At 44.2% G+C, this 23,552-nt stretch carries 16 protein-coding genes; 5 read left to right on the plus strand and 11 right to left on the minus strand.

Annotation, left to right across the window (positions count from 1 at the left end; translation table 11 throughout):
- Nucleotides 1–218 precede the first annotated feature (218 nt).
- Nucleotides 219–1,469, minus strand: a complete 1,251-nt coding sequence (gene srmB / locus AV939_RS04695; protein WP_061997224.1) for an ATP-dependent RNA helicase SrmB — start codon at nucleotides 1,467–1,469, stop codon at nucleotides 219–221.
- 99 nt (nucleotides 1,470–1,568) lie between these two features.
- Here srmB and AV939_RS20160 point away from each other — a divergent pair, with 99 nt between their 5' ends.
- On the plus strand, nucleotides 1,569–1,730 hold the full coding sequence (locus tag AV939_RS20160) for a hypothetical protein (RefSeq protein ID WP_156454625.1): 162 nt from the start codon (nucleotides 1,569–1,571) through the stop codon (nucleotides 1,728–1,730).
- Here the strand turns inward: AV939_RS20160 and AV939_RS04700 are convergent.
- Entirely contained in the window at nucleotides 1,719–2,894 is a 1,176-nt protein-coding gene (locus AV939_RS04700; protein ID WP_061997225.1) for a multifunctional CCA addition/repair protein, read from the minus strand. The two genes, AV939_RS20160 and AV939_RS04700, sit on opposite strands and share 12 nt — an antisense overlap.
- 130 nt (nucleotides 2,895–3,024) lie before the next feature.
- Here AV939_RS04700 and AV939_RS04705 point away from each other — a divergent pair, with 130 nt between their 5' ends.
- A complete protein-coding gene (locus AV939_RS04705) occupies nucleotides 3,025–3,936 on the plus strand; it encodes an ExeA family protein (protein ID WP_057793548.1) in 912 nt (303 codons plus the stop codon).
- Complete coding sequence (locus tag AV939_RS04710) at nucleotides 3,929–5,131, plus strand: general secretion pathway protein GspB (RefSeq protein ID WP_061997226.1); 1,203 nt, start codon at nucleotides 3,929–3,931, stop codon at nucleotides 5,129–5,131. Before AV939_RS04705 ends, AV939_RS04710 begins: the two co-directional genes overlap by 8 nt.
- A 67-nt stretch (nucleotides 5,132–5,198) precedes the next feature.
- Here the strand turns inward: AV939_RS04710 and AV939_RS04715 are convergent, their stop codons facing one another.
- From AV939_RS04715 to leuA, 5 genes are all read right to left on the minus strand, one after another.
- Nucleotides 5,199–6,422, minus strand: a complete 1,224-nt coding sequence (locus AV939_RS04715) for an HD-GYP domain-containing protein (RefSeq protein ID WP_061997227.1) — start codon at nucleotides 6,420–6,422, stop codon at nucleotides 5,199–5,201.
- A 151-nt stretch (nucleotides 6,423–6,573) separates the two neighbouring features.
- The gene (leuD, locus tag AV939_RS04720; RefSeq protein ID WP_057793541.1) at nucleotides 6,574–7,185 is read right to left on the minus strand and encodes a 3-isopropylmalate dehydratase small subunit; all 612 of its coding nucleotides are present in this window, start codon (nucleotides 7,183–7,185) and stop codon (nucleotides 6,574–6,576) included.
- A gap of 3 nt (nucleotides 7,186–7,188) precedes the next feature.
- On the minus strand, nucleotides 7,189–8,589 hold the full coding sequence (gene leuC, locus AV939_RS04725) for a 3-isopropylmalate dehydratase large subunit (protein ID WP_061997228.1): 1,401 nt from the start codon (nucleotides 8,587–8,589) through the stop codon (nucleotides 7,189–7,191).
- A gap of 8 nt (nucleotides 8,590–8,597) precedes the next feature.
- Nucleotides 8,598–9,695, minus strand: a complete 1,098-nt coding sequence (leuB, locus tag AV939_RS04730) for a 3-isopropylmalate dehydrogenase (RefSeq protein ID WP_057793537.1) — start codon at nucleotides 9,693–9,695, stop codon at nucleotides 8,598–8,600.
- Nucleotides 9,696–11,255, minus strand: a complete 1,560-nt coding sequence (gene leuA, locus AV939_RS04735) for a 2-isopropylmalate synthase (protein WP_061997229.1) — start codon at nucleotides 11,253–11,255, stop codon at nucleotides 9,696–9,698. It lies immediately after the preceding gene.
- Between the two features lie 503 nt (nucleotides 11,256–11,758).
- Here leuA and AV939_RS04740 point away from each other — a divergent pair.
- Nucleotides 11,759–12,748 (plus strand): alpha/beta fold hydrolase, encoded by a 990-nt coding sequence (locus AV939_RS04740; RefSeq protein ID WP_061997230.1) that lies wholly within the window; start codon nucleotides 11,759–11,761, stop codon nucleotides 12,746–12,748.
- Nucleotides 12,749–12,832: 84 nt separating this feature from the next.
- Here the strand turns inward: AV939_RS04740 and AV939_RS04745 are convergent, their stop codons facing one another.
- The gene (locus AV939_RS04745; RefSeq protein WP_061997231.1) at nucleotides 12,833–13,603 is read right to left on the minus strand and encodes a hypothetical protein; all 771 of its coding nucleotides are present in this window, start codon (nucleotides 13,601–13,603) and stop codon (nucleotides 12,833–12,835) included.
- A 675-nt stretch (nucleotides 13,604–14,278) separates the two neighbouring features.
- Here AV939_RS04745 and AV939_RS04750 point away from each other — a divergent pair.
- Nucleotides 14,279–17,236, plus strand: coding sequence for a TonB-dependent receptor (locus AV939_RS04750; RefSeq protein WP_061997232.1), 2,958 nt, complete (start codon nucleotides 14,279–14,281; stop codon nucleotides 17,234–17,236).
- Nucleotides 17,237–17,570: 334 nt separating this feature from the next.
- Here AV939_RS04750 and eno read toward each other — a convergent pair whose 3' ends face one another.
- The 3 genes from eno to mutS form a co-directional block, all read right to left on the minus strand.
- Nucleotides 17,571–18,863, minus strand: coding sequence for a phosphopyruvate hydratase (eno, locus tag AV939_RS04755; protein WP_057793528.1), 1,293 nt, complete (start codon nucleotides 18,861–18,863; stop codon nucleotides 17,571–17,573).
- Between the two features lie 59 nt (nucleotides 18,864–18,922).
- Nucleotides 18,923–20,554, minus strand: coding sequence for a CTP synthase (locus AV939_RS04760; protein WP_061997233.1), 1,632 nt, complete (start codon nucleotides 20,552–20,554; stop codon nucleotides 18,923–18,925).
- 178 nt (nucleotides 20,555–20,732) lie between these two features.
- On the minus strand, nucleotides 20,733–23,366 hold the full coding sequence (mutS, locus tag AV939_RS04765) for a DNA mismatch repair protein MutS (RefSeq protein WP_061997234.1): 2,634 nt from the start codon (nucleotides 23,364–23,366) through the stop codon (nucleotides 20,733–20,735).
- Nucleotides 23,367–23,552: the final 186 nt, after the last annotated feature.

The raw sequence follows: 23,552 nt of genomic DNA on the forward strand, positions 1-23,552 counted from the left end.
CAAATTTAATTTTTGGCTAGTTTGCTGATGCAGTATACCTAGGATTCACTGTCACTGGACGATAACTAGTGCGGTCAAGTAGGTGTGTTGGCTGCGTAGCAAACCCTCCGCCGCATGGATGCGGCGGCGGAGCGTACAGGGATATATTTACCGCGTGTTTGTGGAGCAGCCAACACACCTGATTGGCCGTGTCAGCGTTACCATATCGTAGCATCGCGTTAGCGCTTTTTAGTGCGTACTTTGGTTTTGTTCTTTGGCTTCGCTTTAGACTTGGCTTTTGCTTTGTCTTTGGCCGTTAGCTTTTTCTTTCTTGGGCCAATCTTGGGAGCTTTATTTTGCGGACGAAGTTCTGCAATCACGCGTGCTTTGATAGGCTCTTCGGTGTAGCGTGCGGCTTTGGAGATAAATTCAAAGTCGTGGGCTTCTATCAGCGATATTGCAGTGCCTTTAGCGCCAGCACGGCCGGTACGGCCAATTCGATGAACATAGACATCGGCTTTACGTGGCATATCGAAGTTAATAACATGACTAACTTCAGGTACATCAATGCCTCGCGCAGCTACATCGGTGGCCAGTAATACTGGCACTTCGCCACTTTTAAAGCGCGTTAAGGCTGCCATACGTTTATCTTGTGGCATTTCGCCTTGTAACCAGCACACCATAATATCTTGCGATGCTAAGTAATCTTTTAGCATTTGTAGGCGTTCACGGGTTTTAACAAAAACAACCGTAGTAGTCGCTTGTTCTTTTAATATATGAACGAGCAATGCTTTTTTATGGTTCAAGTCATCAGCTAAGTGATACCACTGGTGAATTTTGTTCTTTTCTTTACGTGACGGAAACGCTTCAATCACTTCAGGATTTTGCAGAATGTCGTTAGCAAACTGACTTACACCACCGCCTTCTAACGTGGCAGAAAATAGCATGTTCTGTTTGCGCCAGCGGGCTTCACTCGCAATCTGGTTCACAATAGTGCGAAAACCCATATCTAGCATGCGGTCGGCTTCATCTAGTATAAGGCACTCGATGTCACGGCAATCGGCCATTTCATTTTGAATATGCTCGAACAGACGCCCTGGGGTCGCCACCAAAATATCGATGCTTTGGCTAAGGGTTTCTCTATCGGTACCGTAGTTAATACCACCAGTGATCACACCACTAACAATGTCAGTGTGCTTGGTTAACTCAATAGCTTGTTCATACACCTGAAGCGCAAGTTCGCGGGTAGGGGTAAGAATAAGAATGCGGGTTGAACCTGGTTGTTTACGCGGGTAGTCGAGTAAAAACTGACAAACAGGTAACAAGAACGCAGCGGTTTTTCCCGTGCCTGTGGGCGCAGAAGCTAAAATGTCGCGTCCGTCCATTGCATGAGGAATAACCAAAGATTGTACGCTGGTGGGGCTCTCGTAGCCCATATCCGCCACCGCGTGGCAGAGTTCTTCGTCTAATTCGAGATCTTCGAAAGTCATAGTATAAAAACGCTTATATTGAATGGGGCGTATTGTAGCATTTATGGTACAAAACGTAGAAAAAAAACACGTAATAGATAATTTACTGAAGTGTTTTGTGTGAACACCTCACAAATCCATGTTGAAAGCACCTTTTTAAAGCGCTATGAGAAACTAATTTATTACAGCGCGTGTTCAGTGCGCCTTATTGAAGGCGATTTACCTGTGCGATTTTCTCGTGCGACTAATAAAGGGAAAAACGTGATCGCCTTAGCACAGTAATGCGCTTATTTTCTCTAATTTAGCGTTGTTCAGTGCTTCGCGAATTTCTGGGCCTTTAAATCCTTGTGCAATAATGTGCTGAACATCCACTGCATTGGCGGCCACTAATGCCTGGGTTATCAAAGTTTCGCGCTCTGACCAATGTGATGAATTCATAGTGCCGGTCTGCTTCGGATCAGAAAATTGTAGTGCAATAGGCAGCAGGGCATTGAGAAAAAGACTAAAGCGTTCAGGTCGTCGCCATGCATCGGTTTTATTAAACACAGTTAACAAGGTTTCGGCTTCTAGTTTGTCGTTATTAATAAGTGAAGCTTTGTGCTCACTCACCATTTCGGCAATGTCGCTTACCGTGTTCTGCACTTTCAATCGCTTACATAATTGCTGAACCTGTTTATGTGATAAGCCCGAACAAAGCGCAGCAAAACGCACTTCTATTGAGGCTGTATAATTGGCGCCCTGATTTTGAGGTTGAGTGCGTGTTTGAATTTGTTGAAGTGCCTGAATACCAGTATCAAAAGAGCTTTCAGACTCGCTAAGTTCTGCAAACCAGTCGTCTAAGCCGTGGCACGCTTTTAATGTTTTGAAAAATACTTCGGGCGTGGCTTCAAGCAAACTTCGCTTAGTTTCTTGCCATACTCTTTCTGCACTTAGGCTGGTTAACTCACCAGACTTGGCCATGGCGGTCATCAGGCTTAAGGTTTCTTCAGCAATGGTAAAGCCTAAATAGGCATAGCGGGTGGCAAAACGGGCTACGCGAAATACCCGCAAAGGGTCTTCACTGAAAGCCTCTGAAACATGACGAAGCACTTTATTTTGTAAATCTTGTTGGCCATGATAGGGGTCGATAAGTTCGCCGTCTTGGTCTCGAGCAATCGCATTTACTGTTAAGTCGCGGCGTTTTAAATCTTCTTCTAGTGTTACCGACGTAGAAGCATCACATTCAAAGCCAGTATAGCCGCTACCCATTTTACGCTCGGTACGGGCAAGTGCGTATTCTTCCGAGGTTTTAGGGTGTAAGAATACAGGAAAGTCTTTACCCACTTGCGTAAAGCCTTTAGCTAGCATTTGTGCCGGTGTTGCCCCTACCACCACATAATCACGTTCGGTAACTGTTCTCCCTAATAGGGTGTCGCGCACCGCGCCGCCAACTAAATAAACCTGCATGTAACCTCTATATCGTAAATTTTCTTAAGCCAATGGGTATTATTACAGAAGCAGTTTACATAAGCACACTTTGACTTCTGTTCACGCTCTGGTAGTTTAAATCGCGTTTTCAACTTCAACAGCGAATACCATGTATTTGAATTACTTTGGGTTAAGCGATAATCCGTTTTCAATCGCGCCAAACCCCGATTACCTCTATATGAGCCCGCGGCACAAAGAGGCGTTAGCGCACCTTACTTTCGGTTTAAGTGAAAGTGGCGGTTTTGTTATGCTTACCGGCGAGGTAGGTACAGGGAAAACCACGGTTTCTCGTAAGTTATTGCAACAGTTGCCCGATAACACCCAAGTAGCAATGATACTAAACCCAACGCTTTCTGCGCTGGAGTTGCTCGCCACTGTGTGCGATGAACTTGGTTTACAATACCAAGAAGAGAAAGCCAGTTTAAAATACTTTACCGACTTAATTTTATCTAAGCTTGCAGAAAATCACCAACAGGGTATGAATACCGTGTTAATGGTTGATGAAGCGCAGCATTTATTGCCGGAAGTATTGGAACAGTTACGGTTACTCACTAATTTAGAAACTAACCGTGAAAAGCTATTAAAAGTAGTATTAATTGGCCAGCCAGAATTACAGCAATTATTAAAGCGCAACGAGCTCAGACAGCTCGCACAGCGTATTACTGCGCGGTATCATTTACTGCCACTTACCGCGCCGGAAGTTAGTGCTTACATCGCACATAGATTAAGCGTAGCTCACGGAGATGTGAGTATTTTCAGCAAATCTACCTTGCGTGCAGTGCATCAAATAACGGGGGGGATTCCAAGGGTTATAAACCTGCTGTGCGATAGAGCGTTAACACTTTCTTTCACTAAACAACATGCGGTAGTGCAAAAGCCTATTTTTCTTGCCGCAGCACAGCAAATTCTTGGTGAAGATGTGGTAAGCCAGCGTATGCAGGGTAATCGCAAATGGTGGCTTTTCAGCGCATTTGTGGTGGCTGTGTTCTGTGGCTATGGTCTAGGGAGTTTATATGTCTAATATACTTAGTATTAATGACTTAAAGCCCGGCATGGTGATTGTTAGAATAACGCAACAGAACGGGCCGGTTAAAATTCGAAAATCAGGCTTGGTATCTAGCGATGCTATGGTGGAAGGCTTAGCAGAAATGGGTGTTCAGGAAATAGAAATAGATCCTGACCAAACTGTAGAAATTGCGCCTTCAACTACAGCCGGAACTGGACATCGCACGCAAACCCAAGCGCTACTACGTGGTCAGCACGATACCAGCGCAAAGTTCGACAAAACACTATCTGACCAATTTAATCGCAGTTTGTTTTTGCCTACTGTACAAGGGCTGCCTTCCGTGTGGAAGGTATACGGCAAAGAGCTTGCAACTTACTCGGCTATTGTTGCAGTTGGTTTATGCTTAGGGTTTCTGGTTGCTACGCGAGGTGAGTGGTGGCCTGCGGTTACGGCGTCGGTTGTGGAATCTATTCAACCTGAAGCCTCAACGGCGACGGATAGCTCGCTAATGGGTCAAAAAACGCTGACACAAACACCCTCACCGTTAACGGAACCCGTCAGCGGGCAAGGTAATGGACAAACAACAGCGCAAGCAACTATACCGCAGGAGGAGTCTAATGTACCTGAACAAGGAGCGACATCTAGCGCAAATTTACCTTCTGAAAAACCCGACTCGCAAAATGTTGGTTCAGATAACATAGCTCAGGCCTCTGGCGCTAATGCTAAACCAAACTTGCAAACTTTGTCTAAGCAAGCCGCGGCAGAGGATGAAAATGGTTCTGAGGATACCTTCGATTTAGCAGCGGCTGAACAAGAAGGGCGTGTGCTTAATGCTCAAGGTGACCAAGAAGACAATAAAATTGAAGTATCACCAGAGCTATTAGCTCGCTTTAACCAAGCGGTGGCAGCACTGGATACCCAAGCCGAGAATGATGATTTTGAGCCAAAAACGAAAGTAACGGTACGAGATAACATTCAGCGTGTTGATCAGTTGCCTGTGCGGCTACTAACGCGTTTGCCCTCTATGAATTTCAGTGCGCATATGTACGCATCTCGGCCTGATGATCGTTGGGTGCGAGTGAATGGCATACAAATGACTGAAGGCGATTGGATTGATGATAAAGTGCAAATTGTCAATATTGAAGCGCAGCAAGTGGTATTAGGTTTTGAAGAAGAGCTTTTCACCATGGCGGCGCTTACTGACTGGTAATGGCAAAGGAAAAGCAACGGGTATTGAAGTGAAAATTAATACCCTTGGCTTATAGTCAGGATGCTAATCAGTCTGGCGCTTGATTTACCAAAACATCTTGAAAGAAAGTCGACAAGTTCACGTTGAAATCATCGGGCCGTACGCCCGATACAATTTCGTCATCATTCGCACTTAAATCTAGTCGAGTAATATCGCCATATTGCTGCGAGGGGACACTATAAAATGTCATCACAATGGGGCTCATCGTGCTAAGTGGGTTTTGTTGGCTGACAATGGCAAGTTTTCCACTTTTTAGCCTAACAATTGAGCCTACCGGGTGCACCCCCATGCATGTAACAAACTGGCTAACTAAGGTTTGGTCGAGTCTGTCGTCTTCTGTTAGTCGTTTGAGTGCTTGTGTAGGGCTAATGCTTTCTTTATGGGGGCGGTTAGACACCATAGCATCGTAAGTATCAATAATGCCTGCAATGCGCGCAAATTCGGAAATTTCTATTTCTTTTAATGCATTAGGGTAACCGCTGCCGTCTATACGTTCGTGGTGTTGCGCGATAATCGATAACACTAAATCTGAAATCTCACCGCACTGCTGAACAAGCTCAACACCAATATCAACATGAGTTTTCATCACTTCCCAATCTGCCGCTGACAAATCCTCAACGTTGTTATGAACATCCATAGGTAAGGACGACATGCCAACATCCATTAACAAAGCCCCTAAACTCGCTTGGTCTATGGTTTCTCTGTCATAGCCTAGAAATTGGGTAAACATGCCCATTAAAATACTACAGTTGATGGAGTGTTCTAGCAGGTAAGCGTTGTTGTTTTTTATCAGGGTTAAGCAGGACAGGGCGTCTTTGTTATCAAATATACTATCGATAAGGCTTTGTGCTAGGTCTTTCAATAACTTTAAGTCGTTTACTGCACCGCGGTTAAGCGCTGATAAAAAGCCGTTTTGTATATTTACCGCATCAAAGTATAGCCCGTTGGCTTCTTTCATTGCGTTTCGTGTAAGGCTGTTTTGCGCGATCTGTTGGCCTTTTTCTAGTTTAGTAGACGCTTGAGTGCTTGCTTCTGGTGTGGAAAGTGGGACTGAATCGGTCGATGGTTCGTGATTAAGAGATTTCTCGAAGTCTACTTGAACAGTCTGTATCCCGCGAGATTTTAAGGTGTTGATAACCGTTTGGTGTTTTACAAGACCCTTTGAACGCATCCGTAAGCTGCCAGTTTGTTTAAGTACTTGGTTGATGTACATCCCTGGTTTGAGATCATCAATAGGTACTGCTTTCAGCATAAAGACTCCATTCAACTTTTTGAGCGATGTTAACTAGTTATTAAAGTTAGGCGAAGTAGGAGTACTTCGCCATTACTACGGGGCAAAATTGTGCCGAATTACACTAAAATTTAAACCTAGTGCTTAAAGCTTAGTATTTAATAGCCAGTATTTAAGCCCAAGCAGGTTGCTTTGCTTCATAAGCCGAAATTTTGTCGGTAAGCTCTAAGGTTTGACCAATAGCATCTAACCCTTTTAGCAAGTTAGTTTTATGATGATCGGCAATGTCGAAGCTAAAGCTAGTCTCAGCAAATGATACAGTTTGCTCTGGTAAGTTAACCGTAATTTCTAATGCAGGGTTAGCTTCAACTGCTGCAAATAACGCATCCATTTCGCTGCTGGCAAGCGCAACCGGTAATAATTGGTTATTAATGCAGTTACCATAAAAAATATCAGCATAACTGGTGGCAATAATGGTTTTAAAACCAAAATCGTTCAGCGACCATGGCGCATGTTCACGGCTAGAACCACAACCGAAGTTTTCTCGGGTAAGAAGAATACTTGCACCGGCAAACTCAGGTTTGTTCAATGAAAACTCTGGGTTAGGTACTTTTTCTTCTAAATCCAAATAACGCCAATCGTGGAACAAATGCTTTCCGTAGCCAGCGCGAGTTACACCGGTTAGAAACTGCTTAGGAATAATTTGGTCGGTATCGACGTTTGCTTGGTCTAGCGGTACAGCTGAACCTGTATGGGCGGTAAAACCTTGTGTTGAATCAGACATAGGTTACTCCTGAAAATCTCTAACATCGGCGAAACGGCCAGCAATAGCAGCTGCAGCAGCCATTGCAGGGCTTACCAAATGGGTACGTGCACCACGCCCCTGACGGCCTTCAAAATTTCGGTTACTGGTTGACGCACAGCGATCGCCAGCAACAAGTTTGTCGTCGTTCATACCCAAGCACATAGAGCAGCCAGGTAAACGCCATTCAAAGCCTGCATCAGTAAAGATTTTATCTAGCCCTTCTGCTTCAGCTTGTTTTTTCACATGACCTGAGCCTGGAACTACAATGGCGGTAACCGTATCGACTACTTTGCCGTTTTTGGCAATATGGGCAGCAGCACGTAAATCTTCAATACGACCATTGGTACAAGAACCAATAAATACGTGGTTTACGGCAACATCTGCAAGCTTATCGCCTGCTGATAATCCCATATAGCCCAAAGCTTTTTTGGCGCTTTCTTTTTCGATAGGATCAGAAAAGTCATCCGGACCCGGCACTGGAGTATCAACACCAATAACTTGGCCTGGGTTTGTGCCCCACGTTACTTGCGGTGCAATGTCGGCAGCCTCAAGTTCTACTACTGTGTCGAAGCTTGCGCCTTCTTCTGTGTAAAGGGTTTTCCAATAGGCTACTGCATCTTCCCAATTTTGGTCTTTTGGTGCGTATTCACGGCCTTTAAGGTATTCAAAAGTGGTGTCATCAGGGGCAATTAAGCCCGCTTTAGCGCCAGCTTCAATACTCATATTACACACAGTCATGCGTTCTTCCATGGTTAAACCAGAAATAGCTTCACCAGCGTATTCAATTACATGCCCAGTGGCCCCTGCGTGACCAATTCTGCCGATAATAGCTAGAATGATGTCTTTCGCAGTAATGCCCACAGGAAGCGCGCCATTAACCTTAATAAGCATGCTTTTCGCGCGGCTTTGCTTAAGGGTTTGCGTAGCTAATACGTGCTCTACTTGAGAGGTACCAATACCAAACGCTAGGGCACCGAATGCACCATGGGTGGCGGTGTGTGAATCACCACATACCACAGTCATGCCCGGTTGAATAAGACCTAGTTCAGGGCCCATAACATGCACGATACCTTGCTTTTGGTGACCCACAGGGAATAACTGAATACCGTGTTGTTCACAGTTGTTAGCAAGAGTATGAAGTTGAAGCGCATTTTGCGGTCCACATGCATCTATCGCCAACGAGCGAGTAGAGATACTGTGATCCATTGTACCTACAGTGCGCTCAGGGCAACGTACTTTACGGCCTTTTTCATTTAAGCCAGCAAAAGCCTGAGGTGAAGTCACTTCGTGAATAAGGTGGCGATCGATATAAATTAAGCTGTCTTCGCCTAATTGATCGATAATATGTGCTTGCCACACTTTGTCGTATAAGGTCTTGGCCATGGTGTTAATTACTCCTGCGCCATTAATTGTTTTACTATCTCATCACCGACTTGAGAGGTGGTAGATGCGTTTTCTCGCTTATCATCAGGAAGAAGTTCGCCTGTAAGAACTCCCGCTTCTAATGTGGCAATAACCGCTTTTTCGATGGCATCGGCAGCATCAGTTAGGTTCATGCTGAAACGTAGCATCATGGCGGCAGAAAGCACCTGTGCAATAGGGTTAGCAATGCCTAAGCCTGCAATGTCAGGGGCAGAGCCACCCGCTGGCTCGTACAAACCAAAACCGTCTTCGTTCATGCTAGCTGAAGCCAATAAGCCCATTGAGCCCGTCATCATGGCACATTCATCAGAAACGATATCGCCGAACAAGTTAGAACACAGCATTACATCAAACTGCGCTGGGTTCTTCATGATTTGCATGGTCGCGTTATCAATATAGATATGATCAAGCTCTACGTCTGGGTAGTCTTTTGCCACTTCTTCAGTCACTTCACGCCACAAGCGGCTGGTAAGTAATACATTAGCTTTATCTACAGAGGTCACTTTACCGCGGCGTTTTTGCGCAGCTTCAAAAGCGGCAACGGCAATGCGGCGAATTTCACGTTTGCTGTAGCGCATAGTGTCAAAAGCGAACTCTTCTTCGCCTTCACCTTCGCGTCCTTTGGGCTGGCCAAAGTAAATACCGCTGGTAAGTTCACGCACTACCAATACATCTACGCCAGATTTAGCAATATCTTCACGCAGTGGAGACAAGGCTTCTAACCCAGGATAAATACGGGCAGGGCGCAAGTTACTGAATAAATCAAAATGGCTACGCAATGTTAATAACGCGGCACGCTCTGGGCGCTGCTCTAGTGGTAAGGTGTCCCACTTAGGGCCGCCAATACTGCCAAATAAAATGGCATCGGCTTGCTCACAACCTAATAAGGTTTTTGAAGGAAGGGCTTCACCTTCAGTATCTATAGCGTAACCGCCGACAGGGTAAGCCGTGCGGTTAAATGCTACATTGAATTTTTTTTCTACCGCATCTAAGACCTTGTTGGCCTCTTGCATTACTTCTGGGCCTATACCGTCTCCGGCTAATACGGCAATTGAGAACTGGCTCATTTAAACTCCTGCAACGCGTTCTTGTTGATTTTTTTGCTGGTCAATTTGATCAGCTAAATAAGTGTTGTTTAATACAAAGATAAGGGCTTTAACACCTGCTTCAACAATATCGGTGGCAAGACCAATGCCGTGGAAACGACGCCCTTTATAAGTGGCGATTACACTCACTTGTGCTAGGGCATCGGCCCCTTCGCCTTTTGAATCTAATTTGAAGTCTACAACTTCAACATCTTCATGACCCAAGATAGCTCTAATCGCATTGTATGCGGCATCAACCGGACCATTACCAATACTAGATTGAATAATTTCTTCTTCGCCCACTTTTAATTTTACTGTAGCGCTTGGAATAATTTCGCGACCTGAACTGGCTTGCAAGTACATTAATTGATAATGCGCATGGTCATGCTTTTGCTTATCGAAGAACAACAAAGCTTCTAAGTCGTAATCGTAAACTTGGCCTTTTTTGTCGGCCAATTTTAAGAATGCGTCGTAAACCGCTTCCAAATCGTAATCTTCTACTTTGTAACCTAATTCGGTTAAGCGATGCTTAATTACGTGGCGACCTGAGCGAGACGTTAAGTTTAGGTTGTTTTTATTAATACCTACACTTTCAGGTGTCATGATCTCATAAGTATTTTGCGCTTTTAATACACCGTCTTGGTGAATACCCGATGAGTGACTAAATGCGTTCGCACCTACAATGGCTTTATTCGCTTGAACCGGCATATTACATAATTGGCTAACCAATTTAGAGGTGCGCGAAATTTCCTGTGAATTGATGTTTGTATTGATACCCAACATGGCTTGGCGGGTTTGCAAAATCATTGCAATTTCTTCTAGCGAAGCGTTACCGGCTCGTTCACCAATACCGTTAATAGTACATTCAACCTGACGAGCACCTTGCTCAACCGCGGCTAATGAGTTTGCAACGGCTAATCCTAAATCGTTGTGGCAGTGAACAGAAATCACCGCTTTATCAATATTTGGAACACGGTTAAACAATTGTTGAATAATACCGCCGAATTCCGTTGGCGTGGTGTAACCAACCGTATCAGGAATATTTACTGTGGTAGCACCTGCATTAATAGCAGCTTCTACCATGCGGCATAAGTAATCTATGTGGGTACGACCCGCATCTTCACATGAAAACTCTACGTCATCTGTGTATTTACGGGCATGTTTCACTGCCGCAACTGCCATATCTACTACTTCATCATGAGATTTTCGTAACTTGGCACCTACGTGAATTTCTGAAGTGGCGATAAAGGTGTGAATACGAAACTGCTCGGCTACACCAAGGGCTTGGCCGCAAGCATCAATATCTTTTTCCAACGCACGTGATAAACCGCATATAACCGAATTTTTAACTTCTTTTGCAATCATTTGTACCGAGCGAAAGTCGCCTGGTGATGAAACAGGGAAGCCTGCTTCAATGATATCAACACCTAAACGTTCGAGCGCTAGAGCGATCTGCAGCTTTTCTTTGGCACTTAAGCTTGCAGGTAAGGCCTGCTCACCGTCTCGCAATGTGGTATCAAAGATTTTCACTTGATTAGTCATAACGCTCTCTCGTTTATAAAAGTTAAAAAAAAACCCGTGCTAAGCACGGGTTTCTGTGTAATTAATCGCTGGTCGCAATCTACCCGTGCAGTCTTGCTGCCATAAGGAGTAGAGTTAGAAGAAAGCGATTGCGCATCATTTGCGTATTTTTCTTTGCCGACCAGTTGATAGCGACAATGTACCCATCCAGGCCTTTAAGGTCAACCTTTGATTCTAATAATGGGTATAAAATTTGGTTATAAATAATGGTTTTTTTAAAATAGGTTGTTTATCCTATTTTTTGGGATTATTTAATGTATATATTTCACCTGATTTAAATTTAGCGGGTGAGGAGCTGGTCGTTAGGATATATATACTAATTTCATGAAATTGATAAAGCGCCAATATTGTCTATTTAGTTGCCAAATTGCGATGGAATAGCGAATTTCGCTGCTTAACAAAGGCGTATTGTTTCAGCGATTTTGATAGGGTAAATCACCTAATATCTTCTTGAGAGCAAAATGATGAAACGCGCTATTTTTTCTTTAGGTTTTTCGTTTCTTATCTTCACGTTTTCAACCATTGTTTTTGCAAAACCCTTTTCGAAAAATCTAACAGACTTCGAGTATCCTTTTGATGTTCACACCATGGCATTTGAATCTCAAGGGCAAGGGTTAACCATGGCATACATGCATTTACCGGCAAAGGAAGGGCAACCCACAGTACTGTTGTTGCATGGTAAGAACTTTGCCAGTAGTTATTGGGAAACCACAGCCAATTGGCTGCATGAGCAAGGGTATGGAGTTGTCATCCCTGATCAAATTGGCTTTGGTAAATCAGATAAGCCAATTAATTATCAATATAGCTTTGCGACACTAGCGAACAACACCAAACAGTTGCTGACATCACTAAATCTAGAAGATGTGATAGTGACAGGTCATTCGATGGGGGGCATGGTGGCGTCACGATTTGCGCTAAATTATCCTGAAAGTGTGAGCAAGCTCGTACTTATCAACCCCATTGGATTGGAAAATTATTTGCAGTATGTGGACTATAAAGATGTCGAATTTTTTCAGCAAAATGAGTTGAAGAAAACGCCTGAAAACATTGTTAATTACCAAAAGACAAACTATTACGATGGTGATTGGAATGACACCTATGCCTTTCATGCAAGCCATTTAATGGGATGGATTGAAGGTGATGATTGGCCCCAACTAGCCAAAGTGAGTGCGTTAACTTACGACATGATATTTACCCAGCCCGTTATAGAGGAGTTCGATAGATTCCAAGTACCGGTGACCTTAATTTTAGGCACAAGGGATAGAACTGGGCCCGGACGCGGCTGGAAAAAAGAAGGGGTTACGCGGGAGCTAGGTCGTTACGATAGACTTGGCGCTGAAGTTAAAGCCCGCAACAATGCCATAACGGTGAAAGAGCTTGACGGTTTAGGGCACTTACCACACATTGAGGGCTTCTCTCGCTTTATCAAATTGTACGAAGAAGCGCTGGATTAACTGCTCTTACAGGGTATCAATTCAAGGTAACTGTAGTTAATCAATACCGCTATACATTTGCATCGGATGCGCTGTAACTGATTACTAGGCTTGGCCTTTCAGCGTGAAATTCTTCCAGTTTATGTGAGTGGACAGACGCATTTCTCGCAATGAAAGTGCTCGAGGTGCCCCCTTCGATTTATGACGCCACATATGCCCACTGCACGCAGATGCCATAATTGCAGTTGTAGGTTTCAAAAGCTGTCGCTTTAATACCGCATTTGCATCGGTAAAGCTGGACGTGCCGAGCTCTGTCGTGCCGAGCTCTGTCGTATCGAGCCCTGTCGTGCCGAACCCTGCTTTGTGCTGACTTGTTTCAGCTTCCCTATGTGCCATCTCGCCATCAAAAGAAAACCATCCGTGTTTATTGGTATGAAGCGTGTTTGTGGCGTGATTCACGCTATCTATTGAGTCGAGCTCTATATGCATACCTTCTAACGTAGTTATGCAAATAGGTATAACCAAACCGTAATCTGCGTATTGACCATACCACGGACGTTTTTTATCAATAGGTTGGCTGTGCCCTGGGCACTTACCAGGTTGCTTAATAAACCAACTTCCATTGTGGGGATCAATATCTAGCGGTGAGTTATTGTCAATGAGGTATCGTGCCACACTTCGAATATGGTGGGGCAGGCCGGCTAATCTTCGGCGCAATATAGACACATTTGAGGGGCCTTTATGCGCTATGAGCAAAAGCTCTCTTTCATATAACGCAGTACAAATTTCAGTGAACTGCGGTTGTGCACCGCCGAGCTCGCCCGAATTACTAAAAAAACCTGATTGTGTGGAAGACGTATGTCCGTCGGATGCCATAATACTGGTAAGACAATAAAAAGACGCAATAAACCTACGTTAGCAGGATTTATGCTGGGTATCCAGAAACCCAATGCGACCAACCTATAAATTGAAGCATCTACTTTGGCGGTAAGAGAGCTCAAAGAGCATCACCGAGTTAACAGTCTTAAACGTGTTAAAAGGCTTTAATGTAATAAAATTAAGCTAACTCAAAAATATATTTAACTAGCTGACTGAAATAATGGCCATTAACATTTTACATTACCAATCTTGTGGCATCGAATATATTTATATAAGCAATTAGTATTACCACTTTTGAATTAGCCTTCATCTAGCGAAACAATACTAAAGAATAATCATTTAATTTACCTCACATTTTTTACTTAAAAAACAACAAAAAAATGCAGTTAATTATAAGTAACTACTTGATAGTTATGTATTATTGTATGGCTTTTGGGATGGGGGTTTTTATTGGTTAGTTACGCTCTTGTTAATTGGCATTACAATTAGTGTTAATAATTCTGTGTTTTTAAGTGATCAAAGGTTGACCATTGTATGTTTTTCGTCTAGGTTTGTAATCATCTTGTAAATGAAGTGTATCTTTAATAGTGCAGGATGTAACCACACATAACTTAGCAACGCTGTTTTGAAAGCCTGAAGGCTCGGTTCAAAACGCTGCAAGAGGAAACACACATGGGACACAAATTATCTAAAATCACATTAGCGATGTTGTCTGCAACATCGTTGAGTTTTGCCACTTCTACCCTTGCTCAAGAAGCTCAACAAGAAGCCGAAAAAGACGTAGAAGTTATTCAGGTTTCTGGTATTCGCGCCTCGTTAGCCAGTGCTCTAAATGAAAAACGTTTTACAAACAATTTAGTAGAAGTCATTGAAGCTGAGGATATTGGTAAATTGCCTGACCAAAACTTAGCGGAAGTGTTAGAAAACATCACGGGTATTCAAATCACTCGTGAAGCAGGTGTTGGTACGGGTGTTCAAATCCGTGGTACAGATGCCAACCGAACAGAGATTAACGGCGTATCAACGGTAGGCTCAGGCGCAGGCCGAAGTGGTATCGATTTTGAAGATGTGTCAGCAGCAATCATTGCGGGCTTGGAAGTTACCAAGTCACCAGATGCGAAAACAATTGAAGGTTCTGTTGGTGGTACCATCAATCTTAAGACAATTCGTCCTCTACAATTGACTGAGCGATTGACGTCGATTCGTGTTCAAGGTGAAAACAGTAGTTTATCTACAGATAGCGGTTTCCAGCCTCGTCTTTCAGCGACTTATGGTGATAACTGGGAGAACGACCACGGTAAATTTGGTGTTGTAGTGAGTGGTAGTTATTCAGAACAAGATGTATCTGCATTTAGACCACGTGCTGACCGAGATAACCTAATTGCTTCTGACAGCGGCGTAGCAAGTGCCCAGTCATTCGACTTCCTTCCCATTCAGTTTTTCGTACAAGATTACGACAACTACGAATATGAAACGAAAAACTTCGTAGGTACCTTTGAATGGCAGCCTAACGACAACACTAAGTTTTTCTTCGACGCCATCATTAATGACCAAGAACGTTTGCAAGAAAGTTCACGTGTTCAGGCATCAGGCGTAAGTGCACTTAACGATATTTCAGTACCTGATGCATTTGAAACGATCAACTTCGGTTCATTAGGTGGTACTGATTTAGGTTCAATGCAGGCTGCGCTTCGCGGTGTTATTCCAGTGAATCTTGATAACGATGACGACGATCCTAACCTTCGTTTGTCGACCGATACAAACTCTCGTATTACAGAGAGCCAGATCTTTAGATTAGGTGGTGAATGGCAAGGCGAGAAATGGTTTGTAAGTGCTGAAGTTGCATCTTCATCTTCAGATACTACCACACCTAGCTTTAATACTACGCTTAACTTCATCAACCCTAATGCACCATTAGATGCTGGTGGCGGTAACGATAACAGTGTTCCGTTTGAATATGATTTATCTGGCGGCTCATTAGCGTTCGGTATTGCATCTGGTGCGGAATATGCGCCAACAGTAGAGCAGCTTTTAGACCCTTCAAACGTTGTTCTACGTGATGTAAACATTGGTAGAGATACCACTGAAAACTCAGAAGATGCGATTCGTTTTGACTTTTCATACTACGTAGACTCGATGATTACGTCAGTTGACTTTGGTTATCGCTATAACAAATCAACTAGCACCCGTGATGATGTTAGTACTAGCGTTGGTTTGAGAAGCATGGAAGACAGCCCTCGAGGCGATTTGTTCTCTGAATTGCTAGTCGCAGGACCTAACAACTTCAATGATGCGGATGGTCGCGAACTTTTCGTTCGAGACTTCTTAATCATTAATCCTGAATTAGTGGCTTCAGATCCAGATGGTGTTTTAGCTTCATTACAGCAAGCTATGGACGCACATGGCTCTACAGCTACATTAAACGCACCAACATCTAGCTCGTCTGGTTTCTTCGACATCGAAGAAGAAACACATGCTCTTTATGCGCAAGCGAACTTTGAATATGAAATGTTCCGCGGTAATTTCGGCGTACGTTATTTGCAAACAGACGTTACCTCTGTGGGTAACTCAATTACGGTAGACGGTGACGGAAACGAATTGGTATCGCAAGTAACTAATACCGGTGATTACGATTTCATTCTACCTCGCTTAAATATTGTTGCTGATGTGGCTGATGATGTTGTACTTCGCTTTGGTGCCGGTAAAGATATACGCCGTCCTAACTTTGATGACCTATCTACGTCAGTAACATTTAGCACAAGTCCTAACCCAAATGTGGCTATTGGTAACCCAGGGCTAGAGCCTGAAGAAGTAACATCTTTTGACTTAGCGGCTGAATGGTATTTTGCTGAAGCAAGTGTGTTAAGTGTTGGTATATTCCACAAAACACGTAAAGCACTGCACGTTGACCAAATCGTGAGCCCGTTTGAAGATCCGGTAACAGGTTATCGTGACTTAACCGATCCTTGTGAAGGTGGCGGTGTGTTTAACCCCATTGCTGATATCAACGTTTTTGGACCTGACCTAGGTACAGGTATTTGTGTCGGTACAGAGACTAAGATTAACGATGCTGGCGAAACTACGCAAAAAGGTATCGAAATTGCCGTTCAATATGACCTTTCAAGCTTTGAAAAAGAGCTAGGTTGGGCTTCAGGTTTCGGTGTACTTGCTAACTACACTATTCAAGAGTTTGACGGTGGTGATTCTGAAAATACAGCAACAAGTCGTGCGGCAAATGTATTCGCAGCCTCTACAGGTATTGATGATATTGAAGTGTCAGCAGTTCAAGGTCTACTGAACTTATCTGAAAATGCGTATAACTTCACCTTGTACTATGAGAAGTTTGGTTTATCGGCGCGTATGCGTTACACATGGCGTGAAGCGTATCGTTCGGATGACTTCGGTAGCACATCAAGCTTCCCTTGGGGCTTCCCAGTGGTTCAGGAAGATCGTGGTCAGCTTAATGCAAGTATTAACTACGACGTGAACGAAGACTTCAACATAGGTATTGAGGCGGTGAATATTACTGAATCAGAAGTTGAACAGTCTTGTATCAATGAAGGTGCGTTATTGTGCTTCCAAGGTCTTACCGACCGCCGAGTGACTTTAGGTGCTAACTACCGCTTCTAATTAGCGCGTAGCTTCACTAACAACACTAAATTAAAATACCCCAGCACGAGCTGGGGTATTTTTTTGTCTTAAATTAAGCTCGCTAGTCCTTAATCATTGTCATCTTTTTTGAATGGGGCGTTATTAAAAGGGCGTTATTGAGGGGGGCTAGGGAAGGGGGCTATTTAAGGGACGTGAGGGAAGGGCTTCAAACAGGCACAAAAAAGCTGCGTAAAGGTTATCCAAAATTATGGGTCTTTACGCAGCTTTTGATTAGATAAGTAACCAGTACACTTTTATATTAAGTGCACTCTTGTCTCAAGTGCGCTCTTGTCTTAAGTGCACTATGAATAGGCTACTGACCTTTAATTTCAGAGCGACCTTTATAAGTTGCCGCATCACCCAAGGCTTCTTCAATGCGAAGAAGTTGGTTGTACTTAGCAACACGGTCAGAACGACACAGTGAACCAGTTTTGATTTGGCCAGCCGCAGTACCTACTGCTAAATCAGCAATAGTAGCGTCTTCAGTTTCACCTGAACGGTGAGAGATAACAGCAGTGAAGCCTGCATCTTTTGCCATCTTAATTGCGTTCAATGTTTCAGTCAGTGAACCAATTTGGTTGAACTTGATAAGAATTGAGTTACCAATACCGTTATCAATACCACGCTTAAGAATTTTAGTGTTAGTTACAAACAAGTCGTCACCAACAAGTTGTACTTTTTCACCAATCTTATTGGTTAAGCTTGCCCAACCGTCCCAATCACTTTCGTCTAGGCCATCTTCAATAGACACAATAGGGTACTTGTCAGAAAGGTCGGCTAGGTAATCACCAAAGGCTTCAGAATCGAAGCTCTTGTCTTCACCAGACAATACGTATTGGCCATCTTTGTAGAATTCAGATGCCGCACAATCTAGTGCAAGCGTAATATCTTCATTCATTTTGTAGCCAGCGTTTTCGACTGCTTGAACGATAACCGCTAGCGCTTCAGCGTTAGAGCTAAGGTTTGGTGCGAAACCACCTTCGTCACCAACGGCCGTGTTTAGGCCCTTAGCAGAAAGTACTTTCTTCAGTGAATGGAAAATTTCAGCACCCATGCGTAGGGCTTCTTTGAAGCTCTTTGCGCCTACTGGCTGTACCATGAATTCTTGAATATCTACGTTGTTGTCTGCGTGCTCGCCACCGTTGATGATGTTCATCATAGGTACTGGCATTGAGTATTGACCAGGAGTGCCGTTAAGATCTGCAATGTGCTCGTAAAGGGCAACGCCTTTTTCTAAAGCCGCTGCTTTAGCAACCGCTAGCGATACCGCTAGAATAGCATTTGCACCATGAGTTTCTTTATTTTCTGTGCCGTCTAGGTCAATCATGATAGCGTCGATATCAGCTTGCGCTAGTGCATCTTTACCTAAAAGCGCAGGTGCGATGGCATCGTTAATAGCGGCTACGGCTTTCATTACGCCTTTACCTAAATAACGAGACTTGTCACCGTCACGAAGTTCTAGTGCTTCTCGGCTACCGGTTGAAGCGCCAGATGGTGCCGCAGCACGACCCATAACGCCTGATTCTAAATACACGTCGGCTTCTACGGTAGGATTACCGCGTGAGTCCAGAATTTCGCGACCAATAATGCGACTAATTTTCGCCATGTTTTTTCCTTAACAATTGTTTGGGAACACAACGGGAGAAAGTGTTCCCTTATTAGAAATTAATGATTCTCTTTTTGATACTGTCCAGCAGCAGCGACAAACCCTTTAAATAATGGGTGTCCATCACGTGGGGTTGACGTAAATTCAGGGTGGAATTGACCCGCAATAAACCAAGGATGGTCAGGTATTTCTATTACTTCTACAAGTCGTTTATCAGTGGACAAACCACTTACCTTCAACCCTGCTGCTTCAATTTGCTCTCGAAGGTTGTTATTTACTTCGTAACGGTGGCGGTGACGTTCGTAAATTTCAGCACTACCATACATTTCATGTACCTTAGTACCTTCAATTAAGTGGCACAGTTGGCTACCTAAACGCATAGTGCCGCCTAAGTCTGAGCTTTCGTTACGAACTTCTGTGGTACCTGCTTCATCAAGCCATTCGGTAATTAAGCCAACGACAGGGTAAGGCGTTTCAGGATCAAACTCTGAGCTATTGGCATCTTCCATACCTGCTACATTACGAGCGAACTCAATGAGTGCTACTTGCATACCTAAACAAATACCTAAATAAGGCACTTTGTTTTCACGAGCATAACGTGCGGCGGCTATTTTGCCTTCGATACCGCGCTCACCAAAACCACCAGGCACTAATATAGCATCTAGTTTTTCTAGAATTTGTGGGCCCTTGCTTTCAACATCTTGCGAGTCGATATGGTGAATATTTACGGTTAAGCGGTTCTTCAAGCCTGCATGTTTAAGAGCTTCATTAACTGACTTATAAGCATCCGGTAATTCTACGTACTTACCAATCATACCGATATTAACTTCAGCAGTTGGGTTAGATTCTGCGTAAAGTACCTGTTCCCATTCTGATAGGTCGGCTTCTTTACAGTCTAAACCAAAACGGTCTACCACAAGCTGATCCATACCTTGCGCTTTAAGTGCAGCTGGAATGCGGTAGATGCTGTCTACGTCTTTAAGGGAAATAACCGATTTATCATTTACGTTAGTGAACAATGCAATTTTAGAACGCTCAGTAGATGGTAATGCACCTACAGAGCGGCACACTAGAATGTCTGGCTGAATACCAATCGAACGAAGCTCTTTCACTGAGTGCTGAGTTGGCTTAGTTTTTACTTCACCAGAAGCTGGCATGTAAGGCACTAAGGTTAAGTGCATGTACATGGCTTTTTCGCGGCCAAGCTCGGTACCAAGCTGACGGATTGCTTCTAAGAAAGGCTGTGATTCAATATCACCTACCGTTCCACCAATCTCAACAATAGCCACATCGTGACCTTCGGCGCCTTCAACCACACGACGTTTAATTTCGTTGGTAATGTGTGGGATGACCTGAATAGTGGCGCCTAAGTAGTCGCCTCGACGTTCACGTTTTAGTACTTCTTCGTATACCCGTCCGGTAGTGAAGTTGTTACGCTTAGTCATACGGGTGCGGATAAAACGCTCGTAGTGACCAAGATCCAGATCGGTTTCTGCGCCATCATCGGTAACAAATACTTCGCCATGTTGAATAGGGCTCATGGTGCCTGGGTCGACATTAATATACGGGTCGAGTTTTAACATGGTGACGGTGAGCCCGCGAGCTTCAAGAATTGCGGCTAACGACGCAGCGGCAATACCTTTACCTAGCGATGAAACTACACCACCGGTGACGAAAATATAATTTGTCATGCGAAACCTAGAACGTTGAGTTGTATTGGGTAAATATGAGTGTAGTTTAGGAACTAAACTACCCATACTTTGGACGGGATAATAGTATACGCAAGTTAGTGTGAGCAGACAATCTGTTTGCCCACACAATCGCTTCTTTTACCTATTTGAGCGCTGCTTTTGAGGCTAGCGCTTCTTTTTAGAACTGACTTAAACGCTTTAGCGTGTAAATGAGGTCTAGCGCTTGGCGTGGGGAAAGCTCATCCGGTGATAAGTTTTCCAACGCTTCAACAACCGGATGCGGTTTATCTGGGAACAACAGTTGAGACTGAGATTGTGATGGTGAAGTTGAAGATACAGCTGCTTTTTTACTGGTTGCTTTAGCGTGTTGCTTACCAGTTTTATCCGCAGTTTTAGATGACTTATCAGTAGTATTCCCAACACCGGATTCAGTTTCAGAGATGAGATGCGCGTTTTCCAAAATAGCGAGCTTTTGCTGCGCCGCTTTAATGACAGGTTTAGGCACACCCGCAAGTTGGGCAACCTGTAAACCGAAGCTCTTACTGGCCGCGCCATTTTGTACACTGTGCATAAACCGGATGGTATCGTCGTGCTCAACTGCATCTAAGTGCACATTAACCACGCTCTTTTCAGTATCTGGTAACTCGGTGAGCTCAAAATAGTGGGTTGCAAATAGGGTGTAAGCATTCAGCTTTTGAGCAAGATAGCTGGCGCATGCCCATGCCAATGACAAACCATCGTAAGTACTGGTGCCGCGGCCAATCTCATCCATTAAAACTAACGAATGCTCTGTGGCGTTGTGCAGAATGTTGGCAGTTTCTGTCATCTCTACCATAAAGGTTGAGCGACCAGAGGCTAAATCGTCAGATGCACCAATACGGGTAAAGATCCTGTCGATTTTACCAATATGGGCGTTTTGTGCGGGCACATAGCTGCCAATATAGGCTAGCAGCGCAATTAAGGCAGTTTGGCGCATATATGTTGATTTACCGCCCATGTTAGGGCCAGTAATAATAAGCATACGCTGGCTATCGTTGAGCGTTAGTGGGTTGGCAATGAAAGGGTCTTTCATAACCTGTTCCACCACAGGATGGCGGCCTTCTTCGTAGGTCAGTGCATTTTCCATACTTAACGTGGGGCGATACCAATCAAGACTTAACGCGCGTTCGGCAAAACAGCATAGTACATCGAGTTTAGCCAGTGCTGCGGCGGTTTCAATTAGCGCATTCAAGCATGGTGCAACCTCATCGAAAAGCGCTTCATAAAGCTGTTTTTCAAGGGCAAGCGCACGACCTTGACTAGTAAGTACTTTATCTTCGTGCTCTTTTAGTTCAGGTGTAATAAAGCGTTCTGTATTTTTAAGGGTTTGCCTGCGAATATATTCGGCGGGTGCTTTGTCGCTATTAGCGCGGCTTATTTCGATAAAGAAACCATGAACCCGGTTGTAGCCTACTTTTAAGGTTGAAATTCCCGTGCGTTCACGTTCCCGTTGCTCCATGGCGTCGAGATAATCGGTAGCACCTTGAGACAGTTTTCGAAGCTCATCTAATTCACTATTAAAGCCTTCTGCAATAACGCCGCCATCGCGAATAACCACAGGCGGGTTATCGATAATCGCGTTATTTAATAAGGTTTGTAGCTCTGGGTAGGTACTGATGGCCAGTTTTAATTCATTAAGCTGTGCAACGTTATACGCCCCTAGCGCTTCTTGAAGGGCGGGCAGGGTATTCAGCGCGTTTTTGAGCCTTGCGAAATCCCTAGGCCTTGCTGAACGTAATGCCAACCGTGCCATTATGCGTTCAATATCACCAATGGTTTTTAAATGGCTGCGAATAGCTTCTGGCTCATTGTCGATTAGTGCTTCTATAGCATCTTGTCGGTTATGTAATTCGTGCTGGTCGGTGATAGGCGAATGAATATAGCGTTGTAATAACCGGCTACCCATAGCGGTAGTGGTCGTATCCATTACGCTAAACAGGGTATTTTCAATACCGCCGGCTAAATTGTGGGTAAGTTCTAAGTTTCTGCGGGTTGCAGCATCTAGCTGTACACGGCTGTCTTGTTGTTCTTTTTGAATGCGCCGAATATGAGGCAGCGCCGTACGCTGGGTATCTTTCACATATTGGAGTACACAACCCGCGGCGCCAATGCCTTTGGTTAAGTCTGACACGCCAAAGCCTGCAAGCTCTTTAGTTTGAAACTGAGCGGTTAATTGTTCGGTAGCGGTATCGATATCGAATTCCCACTCGGGACGCCGACGCAAACCTTTGCGCTGTTCTATCAGCGGTAAGCTTTCAAACCCTTCAGGGTAGAGCAGCTCAGCAGGGTTAATTCGTTGAAGTTCACCTAGCAATGCATCGTCGGTGTCGCACTCAACCACTACAAAACGGCCACTGGTCACATCTAATGTCGCCACGCCATAATGCATACTGTGGCCGCATACTGCGGCTAATACATTATCGCGGCGTTCTTCTAATAAGGCTTCATCGGTAACCGTACCCGGGGTAACGATGCGCTGAACCTGACGTTCAACGGGGCCTTTACTGGTAGCAGGGTCGCCTACTTGTTCGCAAATGGCTACCGATTCGCCCATTTTTACCAAGCGGGCTAAGTAACTTTCCACTGCATGGTAAGGTACACCAGCCATGGGGATAGGATCGCCGCCGGATTTACCCCGTGCGGTTAACGATATATCAAGCAGTTCTGCGGCTTTCTTGGCATCATCGAAAAACAACTCGTAAAAGTCGCCCATACGGTAAAACATCAAAATGTTAGGGTGCTGCGCCTTTATCGTTAAATACTGGCGCATCATAGGAGTGTGTGATTCCAAAAAATGCCTCGTGCTTTTTTATTGCTGATACTTGCGATAACTCAATTTGTTATATTAACAGAAGAATTATTAACAGAAGAGTGATTAAAAGAGCAGGGGTGCTAAAATAATCGCTTTTCACGTTTGCTGAGTATTATTGATATGGGTACGGAATTTTCAACCATTTCC

The organism is Alteromonas sp. Mac1 (assembly GCF_001562125.1).
Classification (GTDB): Bacteria; Pseudomonadota; Gammaproteobacteria; order Enterobacterales; family Alteromonadaceae; genus Alteromonas; species Alteromonas stellipolaris.

What these genes read in the sequence shown, in the direction of transcription:
- srmB (WP_061997224.1), bottom strand. Translation starts at nt 1,469, where the DNA reads ATGACTTTCGAAGATCTCGAATTAGACGAAGAACTCTGCCACGCGGTG.
- AV939_RS04700 (WP_061997225.1), bottom strand. Translation starts at nt 2,894, where the DNA reads ATGCAGGTTTATTTAGTTGGCGGCGCGGTGCGCGACACCCTATTAGGG.
- AV939_RS04705 (WP_057793548.1), top strand. Translation starts at nt 3,025, where the DNA reads ATGTATTTGAATTACTTTGGGTTAAGCGATAATCCGTTTTCAATCGCG.
- AV939_RS04710 (WP_061997226.1), top strand. Translation starts at nt 3,929, where the DNA reads ATGTCTAATATACTTAGTATTAATGACTTAAAGCCCGGCATGGTGATT.
- AV939_RS04715 (WP_061997227.1), bottom strand. Translation starts at nt 6,422, where the DNA reads ATGCTGAAAGCAGTACCTATTGATGATCTCAAACCAGGGATGTACATC.
- leuD (WP_057793541.1), bottom strand. Translation starts at nt 7,185, where the DNA reads ATGTCTGATTCAACACAAGGTTTTACCGCCCATACAGGTTCAGCTGTA.
- leuC (WP_061997228.1), bottom strand. Translation starts at nt 8,589, where the DNA reads ATGGCCAAGACCTTATACGACAAAGTGTGGCAAGCACATATTATCGAT.
- leuB (WP_057793537.1), bottom strand. Translation starts at nt 9,695, where the DNA reads ATGAGCCAGTTCTCAATTGCCGTATTAGCCGGAGACGGTATAGGCCCA.
- leuA (WP_061997229.1), bottom strand. Translation starts at nt 11,255, where the DNA reads ATGACTAATCAAGTGAAAATCTTTGATACCACATTGCGAGACGGTGAG.
- AV939_RS04740 (WP_061997230.1), top strand. Translation starts at nt 11,759, where the DNA reads ATGAAACGCGCTATTTTTTCTTTAGGTTTTTCGTTTCTTATCTTCACG.
- AV939_RS04745 (WP_061997231.1), bottom strand. Translation starts at nt 13,603, where the DNA reads ATGGCATCCGACGGACATACGTCTTCCACACAATCAGGTTTTTTTAGT.
- AV939_RS04750 (WP_061997232.1), top strand. Translation starts at nt 14,279, where the DNA reads ATGGGACACAAATTATCTAAAATCACATTAGCGATGTTGTCTGCAACA.
- eno (WP_057793528.1), bottom strand. Translation starts at nt 18,863, where the DNA reads ATGGCGAAAATTAGTCGCATTATTGGTCGCGAAATTCTGGACTCACGC.
- AV939_RS04760 (WP_061997233.1), bottom strand. Translation starts at nt 20,554, where the DNA reads ATGACAAATTATATTTTCGTCACCGGTGGTGTAGTTTCATCGCTAGGT.
- mutS (WP_061997234.1), bottom strand. Translation starts at nt 23,366, where the DNA reads ATGATGCGCCAGTATTTAACGATAAAGGCGCAGCACCCTAACATTTTG.